Origin of the sequence: Zwartia vadi (assembly GCF_030410375.1) — a bacterium.
GTDB classification, from domain to species: Bacteria; Pseudomonadota; Gammaproteobacteria; order Burkholderiales; family Burkholderiaceae_B; genus Zwartia; species Zwartia vadi.
Map to the genome: position 1 here is coordinate 261,706 of NZ_JAUHHE010000002.1, position 16,112 is coordinate 277,817.

General features: G+C 48.7%; 13 protein-coding genes and 1 tRNA gene. 6 read left to right on the forward strand and 8 right to left on the reverse strand.

Going from position 1 to position 16,112, the window contains the following annotated elements; genetic code table 11:
* Position 1: 1 nt before the first annotated feature.
* The 4 genes from QWY27_RS02910 to QWY27_RS02925 are packed head-to-tail and all read right to left on the reverse strand — an operon-like array spanning position 2 to position 8,270.
* Positions 2-1,009 (reverse strand): hypothetical protein, encoded by a 1,008-nt coding sequence (locus QWY27_RS02910; RefSeq protein ID WP_290194519.1) that lies wholly within the window; start codon positions 1,007-1,009, stop codon positions 2-4.
* Positions 1,006-3,720: a putative virulence factor gene (locus tag QWY27_RS02915; protein WP_290194521.1), complete on the reverse strand. Its 2,715-nt coding sequence runs from the start codon at positions 3,718-3,720 to the stop codon at positions 1,006-1,008. Before QWY27_RS02915 ends, QWY27_RS02910 begins: the two co-directional genes overlap by 4 nt.
* Before the next feature lie 6 nt (positions 3,721-3,726).
* A complete protein-coding gene (locus QWY27_RS02920; protein ID WP_290194523.1) occupies positions 3,727-6,708 on the reverse strand; it encodes a virulence factor SrfB in 2,982 nt (993 codons plus the stop codon).
* A 14-nt stretch (positions 6,709-6,722) separates the two neighbouring features.
* Entirely contained in the window at positions 6,723-8,270 is a 1,548-nt protein-coding gene (locus tag QWY27_RS02925; protein WP_290194524.1) for an SrfA family protein, read from the reverse strand.
* 264 nt (positions 8,271-8,534) lie between these two features.
* Here QWY27_RS02925 and puuE point away from each other — a divergent pair, with 264 nt between their 5' ends.
* The 6 genes from puuE to QWY27_RS02955 all read left to right on the forward strand — a co-directional run bounded on the left by puuE (position 8,535) and on the right by QWY27_RS02955 (position 12,745).
* Positions 8,535-9,485, forward strand: coding sequence for an allantoinase PuuE (puuE, locus tag QWY27_RS02930; protein ID WP_290194527.1), 951 nt, complete (start codon positions 8,535-8,537; stop codon positions 9,483-9,485).
* A gap of 98 nt (positions 9,486-9,583) precedes the next feature.
* Positions 9,584-9,964 (forward strand): DUF6072 family protein, encoded by a 381-nt coding sequence (locus tag QWY27_RS02935; RefSeq protein WP_290194529.1) that lies wholly within the window; start codon positions 9,584-9,586, stop codon positions 9,962-9,964.
* A gap of 109 nt (positions 9,965-10,073) precedes the next feature.
* Complete coding sequence (locus QWY27_RS02940; protein ID WP_290194531.1) at positions 10,074-10,814, forward strand: 4'-phosphopantetheinyl transferase family protein; 741 nt, start codon at positions 10,074-10,076, stop codon at positions 10,812-10,814.
* Positions 10,815-10,845: 31 nt separating this feature from the next.
* Positions 10,846-11,907: a threonine aldolase family protein gene (locus QWY27_RS02945; RefSeq protein ID WP_290194534.1), complete on the forward strand. Its 1,062-nt coding sequence runs from the start codon at positions 10,846-10,848 to the stop codon at positions 11,905-11,907.
* Entirely contained in the window at positions 11,904-12,263 is a 360-nt protein-coding gene (locus QWY27_RS02950) for a hypothetical protein (RefSeq protein ID WP_290194536.1), read from the forward strand. Before QWY27_RS02945 ends, QWY27_RS02950 begins: the two co-directional genes overlap by 4 nt.
* A 65-nt stretch (positions 12,264-12,328) precedes the next feature.
* Complete coding sequence (locus tag QWY27_RS02955) at positions 12,329-12,745, forward strand: hypothetical protein (protein ID WP_290194538.1); 417 nt, start codon at positions 12,329-12,331, stop codon at positions 12,743-12,745.
* Between the two features lie 80 nt (positions 12,746-12,825).
* Here QWY27_RS02955 and QWY27_RS02960 read toward each other — a convergent pair.
* The 4 genes from QWY27_RS02960 to pheT all read right to left on the reverse strand — a co-directional run bounded on the left by QWY27_RS02960 (position 12,826) and on the right by pheT (position 16,109).
* Positions 12,826-12,902: transfer RNA gene (locus QWY27_RS02960), tRNA-Pro, on the reverse strand.
* Positions 12,903-12,913: 11 nt separating this feature from the next.
* Positions 12,914-13,303 (reverse strand): MerR family transcriptional regulator, encoded by a 390-nt coding sequence (locus QWY27_RS02965; protein WP_290194540.1) that lies wholly within the window; start codon positions 13,301-13,303, stop codon positions 12,914-12,916.
* A 40-nt stretch (positions 13,304-13,343) separates the two neighbouring features.
* The gene (locus QWY27_RS02970) at positions 13,344-13,661 is read right to left on the reverse strand and encodes an integration host factor subunit alpha (protein ID WP_290194542.1); all 318 of its coding nucleotides are present in this window, start codon (positions 13,659-13,661) and stop codon (positions 13,344-13,346) included.
* Between the two features lie 36 nt (positions 13,662-13,697).
* Positions 13,698-16,109: a phenylalanine--tRNA ligase subunit beta gene (gene pheT / locus QWY27_RS02975; RefSeq protein WP_290194545.1), complete on the reverse strand. Its 2,412-nt coding sequence runs from the start codon at positions 16,107-16,109 to the stop codon at positions 13,698-13,700.
* Positions 16,110-16,112 lie beyond the last annotated feature (3 nt).

A 16,112-nucleotide genomic window follows, 5' to 3' on the forward strand; every position in this document is an offset into this window, starting at 1 on the left:
ACTATTTCCTCAAGGCGTCGAGACGTGCTTTGGCTTCAGAGTGGTTCGCGTCCTTAGAGAGCACCACTTCATACCAGTAAATGGCAGTTTCTTTGTCTGCTGTTTTGAAACAACCTATGGCAAAACTTGCGGGATCGAACTCTTTTGCATAGGCCAAGGCAACCGGAATATCACCAGACTGGCCTTTAAAAGCGTACAGTCTTTGTGCGAGATCGCACCTGTTCGCCTTTTTGGCAGCGTCAATCACTGAAAGAACCTGAGTGGAATCCGGGTTGGTTTTTAGACAGCTTTGAATAAATATCAAATCATCTTTAACTGTTGCCAATGCCTCCGCACTACATGCAGGAGGCTCAGCCGGGGTAGCTGCAACAACTGGGGCGGGATTGGATGACTCAGTCACAGACTCACTTGACGGAGTCGCAACCGCCACAGGCTCCTGATTCATTTTCAACCACGCAAACAGTCCGACCCCGGCAACAAGCAAAACCAAGGCAAGAGCAATAAGCAGTAATTTATTTGATTTTTTTGTCTCAGGAACGATAACTGGCTCAGGTATGGGAGCGACCTCGACAAGCGCAGGCTCTGGTTCAGGCTTGACGACTGACTGCGAAACGTGTGAAACAGGGCTGACACTTTGTCCAGCGGCATGAGATGACAATACGCCCTCGCGGATTCGCATCACACCAATACCATTTTCAGCATCGATTCTAATTTGGACCTGATAAGTCATCTGAGGATTTTCAACCAGAGGATCCACAACGACAGGATCAAGAGCCAACACAACAGTATCGGCAACGACTTCCTCAGAAAGACTCACTTGATGCCAGGTTTGAGACGCCGTCCACTGACGTCCATCACCAAGAAACCGTTGGTCCTGATTGCGTTGGATACAGACTTCGGCGCGGGCACCGATTTGAATATTTTCTGTTTCCCAGCCAGTCAAAACAAGGACTGCATAGCCTGGGCGACCGCTCGCACTTGGTCTGAGTTCTGGTCGAGTTTTTTTCATGGGTGATTCACTTTTGCAGCATTCAATTTTGCGATTAAGGCACCAAGTTCCGCGTTTTGCTCGGGCTTGATCTCTCTGCCGCCGTCATGGCCGGCATTGTCGAGAACCATTTGCGCAAAACCAACCAACCAATCACCCATAAAGACCCGAGTGTGATCAAACGCCTCGCTACCTATTCCTGGAAGTTTTCCTTTGGGAATACGGCTGGGCGGTTCAAATAACTTATGTCCGGCATTGATGCGGCTATCTGAGCGATCACTTAAAGGAACATTGATATAGCCAAGCCAGGCGATGAAGTCTGACATCGAGGTCCTGGCTGCCATGACCTGACGATCGACTAACCGTTCCCGCTTAGTCCCCACCTGCTCATGACCGCTCACCGCTTGTAAGATTTGTCCTTGCAAATCCATTCGCGTTGCTGCAGTAATAAGTTCATCGCAGAGCATTTCCATCGCTTCTTTCGATAACCCAAAGTAAGTGAGTAATCCTGATTGACTCGGTATATCTCGCAAATGTTCGATCCATTCTCTTACAACAGTCTGTGCGAATCGTGCATCACCACTCGCGGGCTTGTTAGCTGCTGTGTTTGGTTTAGGACTCGATGCAGGTTGATCACCAAAAATATCAAGCACATCATCCAAACCGAAGGGATCATCACCAAGGTTTAGCGCAGAAGTCACTTGTTTTTCTGATACATCTTGTGGTTCTGGTACAACCTCGTCGGCACCCATGTATAGATCTTGCAAGACAGCATCAGACAAGCGAAGCTTTTCTTGCAGCTCCGCAAGAAGGGTAATACGTGGTCTAAGCGCCGTCACAACTGATTGCGCAATCTTTCGCTTGGCTTCCACCTCTCCGACTCCGTCTTGGTGAAACCAGCGTCCCAAGCGGTTATCCACCAAGTCATGCAACAACGCATCCATTTGTTCGGCGATACGATCGAGCTTGATTTGACGAATCGAGACTTTCGCCAAATATTGACTCAATCTTTCGACACCACCATCGTTGAGCGCCATCATGGCGTGCCAGGCCGACTCGGGTTCGGCGACATGACTCTGGATGAGTTCTGCACCTTCAAATGTCTGCTTCATTAAATGAAGTTGGTTTTCAACGGCAGGCGTCACGCATTTCTCTTGACCATTTTCCATATCAAGGAAGGCGACAGGCATCCTGGGTTTACGCACTAAAAACGTATTGTTAAATGCAGCGCCATTGGCCCAGTCTTGCATCCATTGATAGCCACCGAATCGCTCAAGCATCGTCATCTTGATCAGGTTGTTCCAGACCGAGTGAAGCATATCCTCATCTTTGCTGAGAGAGTCTGTAATCTTCATATCGAACATTGTCACTGCCCAGATCAAGCCTGGATCGCGTTTACTCCGATCCTCTGGCTGGTCCCCTTGAGTTTTGCGAATCCATTCTGTCAGTACAGGCCCCACCTCAGTCACATCCGATTGTTTATGTGAGGCAGTACATACCACCAACACATTCATCTCTTGTGAGTCGGTATAGCGCTCAAATAGATAGGCGACTTTGCCGCGCAATAAGAGTTGCGCAACAGGATTGCCAGATTTTTCCCGAGCCTGAGCAGCACTGATATCAGAGAGCGACTCAAGACCGAGCCTTCCGCGATAACCAGGAAAATCAAGCAAATCCACTTCAGAAAAAACTTTTTGATGCGGGGAATTAACCAGAGGAAAAATCATCTCGGCAGTCAGCGCCGCCAACTGAGCTAAAGTGAGCGTCTGGGCAGTTTTAACCTCCCCTTCACAAACAGGTAAAACCTGGATATTCAAATCCTCAGGTCGTCCTAGTCTTTCAAGCATATCCACGTTCATAATGCTGTCGGCTTGTGAGAGCGCCCCGCCCTGACCGGTCGGTCGAACGATCGCATCAATCGGTGCAAAGACGCGCGAAGGATAGCCAAGCGAATGTAGCGTTTGTGAAAGCATTAAAAACGTTTGCGTCAACGCAGGTGATTGTCGCCAGAGACATGAAAAAAGCGTCGCACGATCAGTGAGAGACAAGTAAGGCGCTAACTCAACCGCTCGAGGTAAAAACTCCCCTTCAAGCACGCGAATAGACTCGCCATAACTTTCACGAAGATAATCCCATAATGAGACCATGTCATCTTCAGAGACACCCGGCACACGTTGCGCCAAACGCTTTGTCTCAAGTATGGAAAGCTGTTGACGAGCCATTGTCAAATCGACTGCTTGTCCAACTTTTTCAAAATTAAAGTCATTGAAGTAGGAATTAGAGAGGATTTTGACGAGCTCGATTTCCTCGAACAGTTTGAGCTCTAGAGGGTATCCTGTTGGTCCTGGTTTGGCTTTGAAACTAAAGCGTGTCACAAGCCCCGTTGCTTCTTTACCACCGCCAGGCGGATTAATATGACTCAGAAAGTCGAGTCGCTTGCCGTCAACTTCGGTTTCAAGTTTGCCGTCAGAACCTGCGGCCAACGCAGAGATTAAATAGGACTTGCCAGCTTGTGACAAACCAAAAAACCCCACAGTTGAGGGCAAGCGCGAAGCGACGGCAAGACTTTTAGCTTGGTTGCGAATACGACGCAATTTTGTCACCAGGCTATCGGCTTCATTATCGACGCTTCTGGCGTTGCCGCGAACACGTCCCACCCACTCGATCGCACGTCCGGACTCTTGGTGAATCGTCAGCCAGCCTTGGGACAATTTATCAGTTAAATCAGTCATGTTGCTCTACCTCACGCTGCCGCTGTCAAGCCAATACTGCGAATCACCCAAACCGCTATCCACCATCGTGTTTAATCTGAATTTAACTTTACTTTTCGATCCGCCCTCCACTCTGGCAAGTTCGAAGCTTTCGGGACCTGTGCGCTCACTGCGTCGAAGCGCAACTTTTAGGACAACGCCCTTCGATGCCAGTTTTTCCCTTAACTCTGGATCGTCCACACTAAGCGTATAAAGCGGTGAGGCAGGCCAGCGATCAGCTGCCAACTGTCTGAAGCCGATTCTCATCGAGCCGCGCATCTCAAACGTTGTGTCGGGAAACTCGTATTCGTCATTGTCAAGATCGATATCGCGATAAAAAACATTGGAGTCTTTGATCGCATTGTTGTTATCGATCATTCCAATAAACCGCAACGTTGAATAGGGTTTAAATGCTGCGGAACGGAAAAAGAAATTCGGCAACCTTAAACTGCGGCTCAATAAACAGAGCATCGCGCCGACCGCTGCAGTACTTTTGGGGTCATCGATCCGGCCATTTTTATGAAAGGGATACCACGGACCTGTCCGGTACTGATGCATAGGCAAGATCCTGCCTGGTGGCAAGGACAACAGCGAGCGGACATAAGCAAGCACCCCGGGCATACGAGAGGGTCTTCCTGTCAACAACAGTACATCTGGCTGATAGGCATAGACCACTTCACATAACGCTTTGAGCGTCTTGCAGATATTGAGCTCACCCCGGATGAACTGTTCGTGGAGGCGGCGCAGGTTGATCCCGACGCCAACATTCAAAATACTAAAGCCCTGCGCACTCGTCCCACCCGCTCTTTGGACTGCAGTATTGACATAATCAAGGACATCTTGAGTCGGTTGACCGGCATCAGACATCAATTCAGACAAACTCATCACACCTAAATTGCCTGAATCAAGCGGATCGTACTTTTCATATTCTTTAATGACGCGCAGGGCAGCAGGGTAAAGAACCTGCAAGGTAAGCTGCTGGCGCAAGACAGCGACTTGGGCATCAAGTGATTCGCTTCCCATCAACCGTGAAAGCAGCGCATCTGGCTCTAGTACGCCTGCAGTCTTGAACGATGCCGCAATGGAAGGCAAGACAACCAAACGAATCACATCCAGTACGATGTCATCACCGGCGATTTTGAAACCATCTCTAAACCGTTGCTCGGGGATGATGTAGGCACTACCTCCTACTTCACGGCCGGCATTATCCGGGCCTTTATCGAGTGAGTATTCATTTATCACCAGATCAGTGGTGCCGCCACCAATGTCGATCGATGCAATCGAGACATAAGGATCGTTTGAGTCCTCACGCTTAGGCTGATCGGGTCGCGCGAGTGCTGCAAAAAACTCCTCGGGACGTCCACCAAAATTATTGTGTGTTTCACTAAACACATAGACGACCTGACCACACGTCGCTTCGTCCCACTGCACGTGCACATCGGGAAACTCGGGAAAGGCGAGTTTCCGGTCTTCCTCAGTCTCCATACCGGCGTCTTCAGGATGCCATCCCATACTTTTCCAAATCAAACCAATCGCCTGATTCATACAAGACTGAAAAATCTTGCGTTCTGGTTGGGGCATTGCGGGTGGAACTGTCAAAATAATTGAGCGCAAATGACGCGGCACACGCGCATGACTTTGACGTAAACGTTGTGCCGGACTATTGATTTGAGCCAATGCTTGTGCGAGAACCTCGCACAGCATAAAGGTCATCAAAGAGCTGCGTGAATAATGCGGATGAAAAACCGGCATGCGATCGTCTGGGTCCAGCGTGTAGAGCGCCTCACCCATTTCATTAATCAGACGAGAAACTGGTGCCGCGGTCGCGTGCGGTTCAGCCTCAGTCTTGACATACGAGGTGTTGAATCGCCAACCTGGTTCGAAGCTTTCCTGATCCCACAGGTAGCGCTTTGGACTGGAAAGGCCCGTCGCACCTTCTGTGCCGCGTCTTAAGCTGGCCAGACGACCCGCCTCATGACCGATCCGGGCAATAGTTGGCCACAAAAAAGCATCATTTCGTCCGCTTTGAACTGAAAAATGATCCTTGCCAAAAGAAGCCTGTGAAAACTCGACCCGACTCTCAAAAGGATCGACATAGACCTGTTCAGGTTTTGTCAGATCTCTAAGTTCAAGTTCATAACGTCTGCGCAACCCGTCATTTTCCTGAGGATGGTCTTCGATCAGAATGCCACAACTACGTGAGTTGCCTATATCAAGAACCAAATCAACTGGAATAGGTTTGTAAAGATCGTTACGCGCGTTGGAGATGACCTTCACTTCGGGCAAACTCAACTGCGTGCCGAGCAGGTGCAGTACGTTTAAATAATGAGCTTGATGCTGTAACTCTGCAGTTTCAAGGCGAATATCCTCAGCGTCTTTTTTCAAACGTGGACGCGCGAGCTCAGCAAACAATTCCCTCAACCATGCATCGACCCACTGCTGATCTAAAAACCAACCCATTTCATGTGAGCGATGCGCAAAGGCGAAGCTTGTCCCCGCTTTGACATCGTCTTCAGAAGGTCCCATGTAGGCAGTATCGGTTCGATTCGGTAAAACCTTGGTATCAAAAGCAAACGTGATGCGATGGGTATGACCGTCTGGATCAGAACCTGTAGGCACTTCGGTGATGCGCACGCGCGACCAATTTGAAGGACCTTCCTCAAAGCGCGAGGGTGGACTGAATCGAAAGAAAGGAACAGGTAACCAGACATCGGTAAAAAGTTTGAGCGACTGATCGAGGCCAACGTCCAAACGAGAGGAAACTGGCGATTTTTTTTCATCAAAAGAAAAATGTAATTTTCCAGTTCTTTCATCTTCCTGAAGACGACCGAGCGGTCCAGCTTCACCAAGTTTGGCGAACTCTCCCGTCTGACCTTTAACAACGAAGCTTGCGGCAAAGTCCAAAAACTGGATGCCGCTTCCCATAATCAGTGTGGTCTGGTCTTCATAAGAAGTGATTTCTGACAGCATAGTGTCGCGTCCTGCTATTTGGGTGCGTGTCGCATGGACACGGGAAAAGTTGCGCCGTTTTCATAACGGCCTTGACAATTTGCCTGACCATTAGGCTGAGGAATACAAGTGACCTTGGGCAATGCGATCGTTCCGCCGTCCGAGCATTTCGCAACACCTTGATCATTAATTTGTAGAGATTGTCCTTGCATCTGTGCGCTGACAGCGCCTACGCATTGTGAACCATCCGCGCGGCGAATCGTGACCTTCCCCTGACCTTTGCCTTGACTGAAGTCATATTCAATTCGCAAAGGCTTGCCAGTCTTTGCATCCTGTATGCCTGTACCCGCTGTCCAGGCGCCATCAAGAAAGCGTGTGTCGCCAGAGTTGATAGCCTGTTGCGGGATCGTCATTGGTTGGCCAGGCGGCTGACTGCCAGCTGCATCCGCCCTATTGCCAGATTGTCCTGGTTGCGGAACTGACTGCGGAGGTTCTGCTTGTGAAGGTGTTTGTGGTGGTGTTGGATTTGGTGTTGGTGTTGGTGTACCACCGGGCAATTCGGAAACAGGTGTTTCAATATTGGCAGGTGTGGTGTTTGGTGTATCCGCGTTAGGTGCAGTTTCACTGCCGGAAGCCGGGAGATTAAGTTCCGGTGTGGCCGCACTCGGTGCCTCTACCTTTGGTGCATTAGCAGAGGGGGCATCCATGGCACCTGCTCCGGGAACCGTTGTCCCAGCCACAGGATCGCTACCAGACCACCAACGACGTACACTCGTGACACCGCGACCTATCCAGCCATCTGGTGCTGTTCTGGGCGTTGTTTCAAGCGTGGCAGAGGGTTGGCCTGATACACCCGTTGGAGTGGCGATTTGATTGGGCGCTAAAGGTAAGGCTGAAGGCAACGTTGCGTTGGGTACCGAAATAACAGGCGTTTGACCGCTCCCGAACCATGAAACGGGTGCGCAACTGCGCAGCAAAATAAATAAAAGCAAAAGTAGGAGAAGTAAAAGCAGCAGCCACCACCACCAGGGCCTACGCGACGCTGCAGCGACAGACAGATTGGTATTCGCAACAGTTGCGTGGGGCAAAGGACGCAGTGAAACAAAAGGGTCAGAAGGCAACCCAGCACCTTGACTATGGAACCCCCAAAAAGCAATGACTGGCTCACCATTCACCAAATAGATGAAATTATTATCCGGAAAGTAAAACACCTTGCTCATGAGAGGTAAGACGGTGTTTCGTTCACGCTCTGCTTGATCATCCCTTGCCTGAGCAAGCTTCATTTTTTCGATGGCTGATTCAAGCGTGCGATGCGCGGAATCCAATCGAGCCAGTGCATGCTCTCTTTCTTGTGCAGAGGCCGTAGACCAAGGCACAACGTCTCCCGCAATCGGTGAGTACCAATCAACCATGCTGCCATGTTGATTGGATTGCGGAATCGCAAGACAGTTTGCTGTGGAGGCACCCGCTTTTAAGCGAATCGCTTCGCGCAATTGAAAGGCCACCGAATAAACAGGCTGCCCACCCTCGCCTATCGCCTTGTAATGTTGAGGGTTACCACTGACTAGCAGACTTCCAGACATTCAATCTGTTCCTCTGTGGAGACAACAAAATTTGTACTCGAAAAGATAAGTATCTTAACCGATACACCTTTTTCTTTACCTATGAAAATCGTTTTACAACAGAGTGAAATAAAACAATTCTTAATGAACCGATTATTCACAAAAAAGCCATTTCGAACAGGATATCTGATTCTAAGAAAAAGTCTTTCGCTTTATTATCTAGTCAAATTTTCAAATGCTTGCTGTCGATCTCTTTTACTCCATCCATTCATTCGAGTTTGCAAAATGAAATCTTCCACTGCACATTTTTCTGAGCACTACCCCCGCGATTTAGTTGGCTATGGTGCGACACCGCCACAGGCCAACTGGCCAGGCCGAGCAAAAATTGCTGTGCAATTCGTCTTGAACTACGAAGAAGGTGCAGAAAATACTGTTTTAGATGGAGATCCTGGATCTGAGCGTTTTCTGTCTGAAATCGTTGGAGCAGAAAGCTTTCCTGCTCGCCATATGAGCATGGAGTCGATTTATGAATATGGTTCCCGCGTGGGCGTTTGGCGTATTTTAAAAGAATTTGAAAGAAGAAAACTACCATTAACGGTTTTTGGTGTTGCAGTCGCCCTCAAGCGGCATCCCGAGTTAACTGCCGCTTTTTTAGAGCAAGGACATGAAATTGCCTGTCACGGACTGCGCTGGCTCCATTATCAGAACATGGATATCACGACCGAGCGTGCACATATGCAGGTGGCCACGGCCATGATTAAAGACCTGACTAAAGGTCAATGGCCTCTGGGCTGGTATACCGGCCGAGACAGTCCAAACACTCGCCAGCTAGTCGTTGAACACGGCGGATTTGAATACGACAGCGACTATTACGGCGACGACCTGCCGTTTTGGACGCAGGTCACTAAAAGCGACAATACAAAAGTGCCTCAGTTGATTGTGCCTTACACCCTCGACACCAACGATATGCGCTTTGCCACGCCTCAAGGTTTCAACACAGGACAGCATTTTTTTGAATATTTACGTGATAGTTTCGATGTGCTGTATGCCGAGGGCGAAGACCATCCGAAAATGCTGTCAATCGGCATGCATTGCCGCCTGTTAGGCCGTCCGGGAAGACTGATCGCTTTACAGAAGTTCCTTGATCATATTTCGAGACATGACAGAGTATGGGTGTGCCGACGTATCGATATTGCTCGCCACTGGCAAAAAAACCATCCTTTTGTGCGCAATTGACAGCATTGGCATTGTTCAGGGTGGTAAAAAATGCAATACTTCTTAAGTGAACTGGCTATATGTCCAGTAGTCGTCCGGCCAACCTAGGAGATCGATCAATGACTGAACATCAAACACAAACTGCAGAAGTTCAACCCATTCAGGCCAACGCTACCAATGTTTTGGCTAATGGTGCCAAACTCATCGGAGAAACAGTTTTGCCCGGTGCGAGCTTGCTGCTAGATGGTAAGTTTGTAAACGGTGCTGTTCATACTGTTGCGGGTTTAGGTGCGCGACTCGCTTTGGGTCCGATCGGCGTTGCACTGATCTGTGCTGACTCGTTTTCTAAGTCCGTTACAGATAAAAATTTATGGGATCATGCCTCTGAAGCCTTCAAGGCAAATGCTGAAAAGCGCGCTGCCGCAAAAGCTGCAAAAGCCGAAGCACAAGCTGCTGCGCAAACAGCTGAAGCAACGCATGCAGAGCCAGTTGCTGCCTGATAAAAAAGGCTGCTGTCATATGTTCTAGTGAGTTCTTGACTCAATAGACTAAAAAGCGGACGTTAATCGTCCGCTTTTTTTACGATCAAGGGTATCGATTGCAAATCATATGTCCCCACCCAGTCTAATGATCGCGCCTAACGAAATCAAAGTCTGCTATCTACAGCCAGATGTCCTGCAAGATGTCGCATTGATTAAGCACTATCTCAGAGCGTTCGATGCCGATGAGTTGAACACTTATGCGAACTTTCGCTTTGCCAAAGACAGGCATACCTATCTCGTTGCGCACGCTCTGCTGAGAGGCGCCCTTTCAAGATATGCTGGCAGCGAGCCCGGTGAGTGGGCGTTTAGAAGAAATGCAAACAACAAGCCCTTTATCTTAAAGCCAGAACATGCCGGTGATCTTCAGTTTAATTTAAGCCATACTCAGGGCATGGTAGCCGTGGCGATCACAAGGATGGGTCAAGTAGGCATTGATGTTGAATGTCTGAATCGTGACAATACTTCCTTGGATATCGCCATGGAGATATTGAGCGAAGACGAATATTCCGACTTCATACAACATAAAGAAAACTACAAAAGATTATTGGATTATTGGACGCTCAAAGAAGCCTATGTCAAAGCAACGGGTCTTGGGCTGACGTCAGGATTAAAAAATCACGCATTTGATTTGTCAGAGCCGAATGAGCCAAAGATTCGTTTTTTAACGCCCAATCAATACAGCTCCAGAGATTGGAAATTTTGGCAAAATTATTTGCATCATGAATACTTGCTTGCTGTTGCATGCCATATGCCTGAAAAACAAGACGCCCGGCTTGATATGGAAGAAGCTTTGTGGCTACTAGACTAATAAAAAGTCGGTTAAGGTATTGGTATGAATCATGACAGCTTTAGCTAATAAACACCTCTCGGAAATGAATACTCAAACACTTGAATTCAGAAGTGACAACTGTGGCAGTGCTGCGCCTGAAATCATCGAGGCATTGGTTCGTGCGAACACAGGGTCTGCAATTGGTTATGGCGCAGATGCCATCACGACACAGCTCAATACTCGGCTCAGTGAACTATTTGAAACCAGCGTGCGCGTTTTTCCCATTCCGACAGGAACTGGGGCGAATGCATTAGCCCTTGCTGCGACAGGCTCGCCATTTGGTGCTGTATTTTGTAGCCCCGAAGCCCATATCAATACTTCCGAGTGCAATGCCGTCGGTTTTTTTGGAGGTGGTTTAAAAGTCACACCGATTGAAGGCATATACGGAAAAGTTTGTCCGGATTCATTTGAAAGACACCTCGACTCAGCTGGCTTTGGTCTTGCACACAAGAGTCAACCTATTGCAGTCAACCTTGTACAAGCCACCGATCTGGGCGTTGTTTACACCTTACAAGAAATCAGTCGCATCAGCGTCCTTGCCCATGCTAAAGGATTAAATGTTCACATGGATGGCGCCCGCTTTGCCAATGCGCTTGTTCATCTCGGTTGCACACCTGCTGAGATGACTTGGAAAGCCGGTGTAGACATTCTTTCACTCGGCGTGACAAAAAATGGCGGCTTGTTGACCGATGCCATCGTAGTCTTTAATCCTGACATCGCTGAAAATATCGGATTTCACCTCAGACGCGCCGGCATGATCTGGTCCAAAATGCGTTTTGCTTCTGCACAAATCCTCGCGTATGTGGAAAACGATCTGTGGCTCAGGCTTGCACGGCAATCCAATTCTGCTGCTCAGCGACTGGCACAAGGCATCGAGCAGTCCACCACAGCTCGTCTCATCGCCCCTGTGGAGGCCAATGAATTATTTGTGGAGATGGCACCGCAGGCGCTCGATCAGCTGGCTGATGCGGGTGCGTTGTTTTATCGACGTGGCCCTACTCTGGCTCGATTTGTCTGCCGCTGGGATACAACGGAAGATGAAATTACTCAACTTCTTAAATTAATAAAATGAAAAAAATTTTTCAAAAATTCATTCTTTTAAGTTTTGTCAGCGTATCCTCTATAGTCGGATCTGCATGGGCAAACGGTCTCACCATTGCACAATACAACGAATGGAACCGGGATCCCATTAAAAAGGAAATGCTGAATACTTATACGGCGGGCATGGGGCAAGGGGTCGTATTTTCAAATATTTACAATAAAACTCAAAAAATTCCGATGATCTTTTGCCCACCAAATAATTTGCAACTGACTGGGGATCTGACCAATTCGATCCTCGCAAAATTTATCGCAAAAAATAATTTCAAGCTCACTGATGAAATATCAATCATTTTGATTTTCGCAATGAAAGACGCCTATCCTTGTTGAGGCTGACGTTTGAAAATCAGAAATCATAACGATGGATATTCGTCTATGTATTCGGAGATGAGTGTATGAAAACAATTGCAATCATCATGGCGATTTCTTCAATTTTAATTTCAACACCTGCTCTCTCTCAGCAAACCTCCTTCGCTTGCCAATTCGTCGAGTCTGCAGGTCTAAGTTGGGAGAACAAAAAATGGGATTTAAAAAAATTCAATAAAAATGGCTCATTTTTTCTTTCCTCTACAAACGCAACTTTGGACCTTCAGTCCGTATCCAAAGTTTTAAATGTCAGCCAGGCAAACGTTCTGTGTCATCCCCCCTTTGCGGGGACTCAAGCATGTGCTGATGCGCTTGGCGGTGGATTAATCTTTAATTTTAAAAATATGAATGGTGGGATTTCACAGCTCTTAGGCGCTTCGATGTCTGACAGAGAAGCTCTGAAGGATGACGTCCGTGTCATGACTTTTACTTGTACACAAATGTAAATGAAGTGTGTATGTCAATAAACGGGTACAAAAATGCTCAAGGGGTTACAGTCATTTAGACTGTAACCCCTTGATTTATATGGTCGGAACGGAAGGATTCGAACCTTCGACCCCTTGCACCCCATGCAAGTGCGCTACCAGGCTGCGCTACGCCCCGAAAGACAAAGATTATAGCAGAGTAGTTGAGACACTCGAGAGAAGATCTTTGATCCCCATCAGCTCAGTGCGTAGGGCATGAAGTTCTTGAGCGGTCAGACGCACGGCTGCATCTGGATCTTGCGCGGTCTCCCGACCTTCGCTCAGGCGATTTCTTGCACCACTAATGGTAAAGCCTTGTTCATATAACAGCTCACGGATTTTGCGGATTAATAACACCTCGTGGTGTTGATAATATCGCCGGTTGCCTCGTCGCTTGACGGGCTTGAGCTGCGTGAATTCCTGCTCCCAATAGCGTAAAACATGCGGCTTCACCCCACATAAGTCGCTGACCTCACCTATGGTGAAATAGCGTTTTGCAGGAATAGAGGGGAGCACAACGGACTTATCAGTAATTGTCATAACCCAGCCGAATACTAAATACAGTTAAACCAGTGTATCGCTAACTGGCGGAAACAGGTTCACCTGGATGTTCAACAGCTCCTTTGAGCTTCTGGCTTGCATGAAACGTGACAACGCGCCTCGCAGCAATCGGAATTGTTTCACCTGTTTTTGGATTGCGGCCTGGACGAGGTGGTTTGTTACGTACCTGAAAATTGCCAAAACCAGAGAGCTTGACTGGTTCGCCCCGCGCAAGAGCATCGCGAATTTCTTCAAAAAAGGTGTCAACGATATCTTTTGCTTCGCGTTTGTTTAATCCAACGCGATCGAACAGCATCTCAGCGAGTTCAGCCTTGGTTAACGTTCTTGGTTCAGTCATTTTATCAATTATCTAATATTGGGCGATTAACCAAGGCTAGCGTGAACGTGCCTGATGGCCCTTTTCGAGCGCTTCACGGATCTTGCTCATGCAAGCATCCACACGCGCATCATCAAGGGTTACCTCATTGTCTTGCAGTGAAACTCTAAATGCCAAGCTCTTTTCCTTTGAATCGGTCTTAGCAGGATCTCTCCACACATCAAACAACGCAACGTTTTGGACCACCCCTAAAACAGGATCCTCAGCAACGGCATGCGCTATCGTATCCAATAAAGCCTGTACTGGCGTATCGGTAGAAACCCAAATAGCAATGTCTCTTTGAACAAGCGGCTGACGAGACAACTCCCTCACGGCAGGCATTGATACTGCGGTCAACGCATCGAGTTTTACCTCTAGCAAGACAGGTGCAGAAGAAAGCTCCTGCTCTTGTACCCAGCGGGGATGCAGTTCGCCTATCCAGCCTATATGCTGCCCGTCAAACTCTATGGCGGCACTTCGTCCGGGGTGCAATATAGGATGCTGACGAACATTGAATCTAAGGGCGGGCGCTCTCACACCAAACAATACTTCAAGGTCGTGCTTGACATCGTAATAATCGACGACGCGCGTATTCTCACCCCATTGATCCTCATGCACAGGCCCCCATGCAGCCAGAGCAAGATATTGAGGCTGATGAATACCCGCAACGGTTAGTGCCCCATCCTGAATCGCAGTGTCCCGCATAAATACTCTGCCAAGCTCAAACACACGGACACGAGATTGCTTGCGGTTGGCGTTGTACTTAATGTTGGCGATCAAACCAGGCAGTAGCGAAGAACGCATGACAGCTAATTGGCTGGCAATCGGATTGATCAACCGAATAGGGTTCGACTGATCACACATGCCCTCTTCCCATGCCGCTTCAACAAAGGAGAAGTTAATCACTTCTTGGTACCCTAAGCCGGCTGCTTGATGGCGAATTGTATGCGCTGAACGCGAGACTTCAGGAGCCATACGCATGCGAGCCGGTGCGACAGGTGGAAGCGCGGGGATATTTTCAAAACCGATAATTCGAGCGATTTCCTCAATCAAATCCTCTTCGATCTGAATATCAAACCGATAAGAAGGAGGATTCACAACAAAAATACCGTCACTTACAGAGAAAGAAAACCCTAGTCTTGTAAATGTCTGCTCAGCCTCTGCTTGGCTCACGCGAATCCCTAACACTCGGCAACAGCGATCCAGCCTCATTTTTACAGGCTGACGTTCAGGGATATTGATGTGCTGATCATCAATTGGACCTGCCTGCCCCCCACAAATATCAAGGATTAAATTTGTAATGAAATCAATATGTTGTGGGATATTATTAAAGTCAACTCCACGCTCAAAACGGTGACTGGCTTCGGAGTTGAGTTTAAGCTTACGCGCACGGCCCGCTATAGCTTCTGGAAACCAAAATGCGGCTTCCAAATAAATATTTTGAGTATCCAGCGTCACTGCGACATCAAGTCCGCCCATGATGCCGGCAAGGCTCTCAGGGGCACCGCCACTCGTAATAACGCCGTATGTATCGTCGAGCTCGATTTTCTGTTCATTGAGCAAAGTCAATGACTCTCCCTTGCGTGCCCAGCGAACTTCAAGCTTTGGCTCAGCAAGTTTATCCAAGTCGAAAACATGGGTCGGACGACCAAGCTCGAGCATCACGTAATTGGAGATATCCACCAAGGCGGAAACAGATCGCTGCCCCGCCCGCTCAAGACGCTCAACCATCCAAGCAGGAGTGGCCGCGCGAGCATTCACGCCGCGCACAATTCGACCGGCAAAGCGACCGCACAAGTCTGGTGCCGAAACCTTTACCGGAAGTATCTCATCGAGCGTCACCTGAACAGGCGTTATCGCAGGGGCACAAAGCTCGGCACCAGTCAGGGCGGCAACTTCGCGCGCCACACCCAAAATCGACAAGCAATCTGCGCGGTTGGGCGTGAGTTTCAGAGTAAACAAGGTATCGTCAAGATCTAGCGCTTCACGCAGGCTAGCACCAGTAGTCGCGCTCTCTGGCAAAACCAATAAGCCACCGTGATCTTGAGACAAACCAAGCTCACGAGCGGAGCAAAGCATTCCGGACGACTCGACACCACGCATTTTTGCCGTGCCAATTGTCATGCCACCGGGAAGTTTGGCACCGACCGTTGCAAGAGGCACTTTAATACCTACCGAAGCATTCGGTGCGCCACATACGATCTGAAGGGGGGCACTGCCGCCAGCATCGACCATGCATACGCGCAACTTGTCTGCATTAGGGTGCGGCTCTGCACTGATGATTTGCGCAACTACCACGCCAGAAAAATCTGGAGCGACAGGGTTCAGTTCCTCGACCTCGAGGCCAGCCATCGTCAAGCGATGTGACAGCTCCTCGGTGGAGATCTCAGGATTTACCAAGGCACGTAGCCAGGACTCAGGAAATTGCATAGT

Bases quoted from the DNA above. Each gene is read 5' to 3' on its own strand.
- QWY27_RS02910 (WP_290194519.1), bottom strand. From the start codon at position 1,009: ATGAAAAAAACTCGACCAGAACTCAGACCAAGTGCGAGCGGTCGCCCA.
- QWY27_RS02915 (WP_290194521.1), bottom strand. From the start codon at position 3,720: ATGACTGATTTAACTGATAAATTGTCCCAAGGCTGGCTGACGATTCAC.
- QWY27_RS02920 (WP_290194523.1), bottom strand. From the start codon at position 6,708: ATGCTGTCAGAAATCACTTCTTATGAAGACCAGACCACACTGATTATG.
- QWY27_RS02925 (WP_290194524.1), bottom strand. From the start codon at position 8,270: ATGTCTGGAAGTCTGCTAGTCAGTGGTAACCCTCAACATTACAAGGCG.
- puuE (WP_290194527.1), top strand. From the start codon at position 8,535: ATGAAATCTTCCACTGCACATTTTTCTGAGCACTACCCCCGCGATTTA.
- QWY27_RS02935 (WP_290194529.1), top strand. From the start codon at position 9,584: ATGACTGAACATCAAACACAAACTGCAGAAGTTCAACCCATTCAGGCC.
- QWY27_RS02940 (WP_290194531.1), top strand. From the start codon at position 10,074: ATGTCCCCACCCAGTCTAATGATCGCGCCTAACGAAATCAAAGTCTGC.
- QWY27_RS02945 (WP_290194534.1), top strand. From the start codon at position 10,846: ATGACAGCTTTAGCTAATAAACACCTCTCGGAAATGAATACTCAAACA.
- QWY27_RS02950 (WP_290194536.1), top strand. From the start codon at position 11,904: ATGAAAAAAATTTTTCAAAAATTCATTCTTTTAAGTTTTGTCAGCGTA.
- QWY27_RS02955 (WP_290194538.1), top strand. From the start codon at position 12,329: ATGAAAACAATTGCAATCATCATGGCGATTTCTTCAATTTTAATTTCA.
- QWY27_RS02965 (WP_290194540.1), bottom strand. From the start codon at position 13,303: ATGACAATTACTGATAAGTCCGTTGTGCTCCCCTCTATTCCTGCAAAA.
- QWY27_RS02970 (WP_290194542.1), bottom strand. From the start codon at position 13,661: ATGACTGAACCAAGAACGTTAACCAAGGCTGAACTCGCTGAGATGCTG.
- pheT (WP_290194545.1), bottom strand. From the start codon at position 16,109: ATGCAATTTCCTGAGTCCTGGCTACGTGCCTTGGTAAATCCTGAGATC.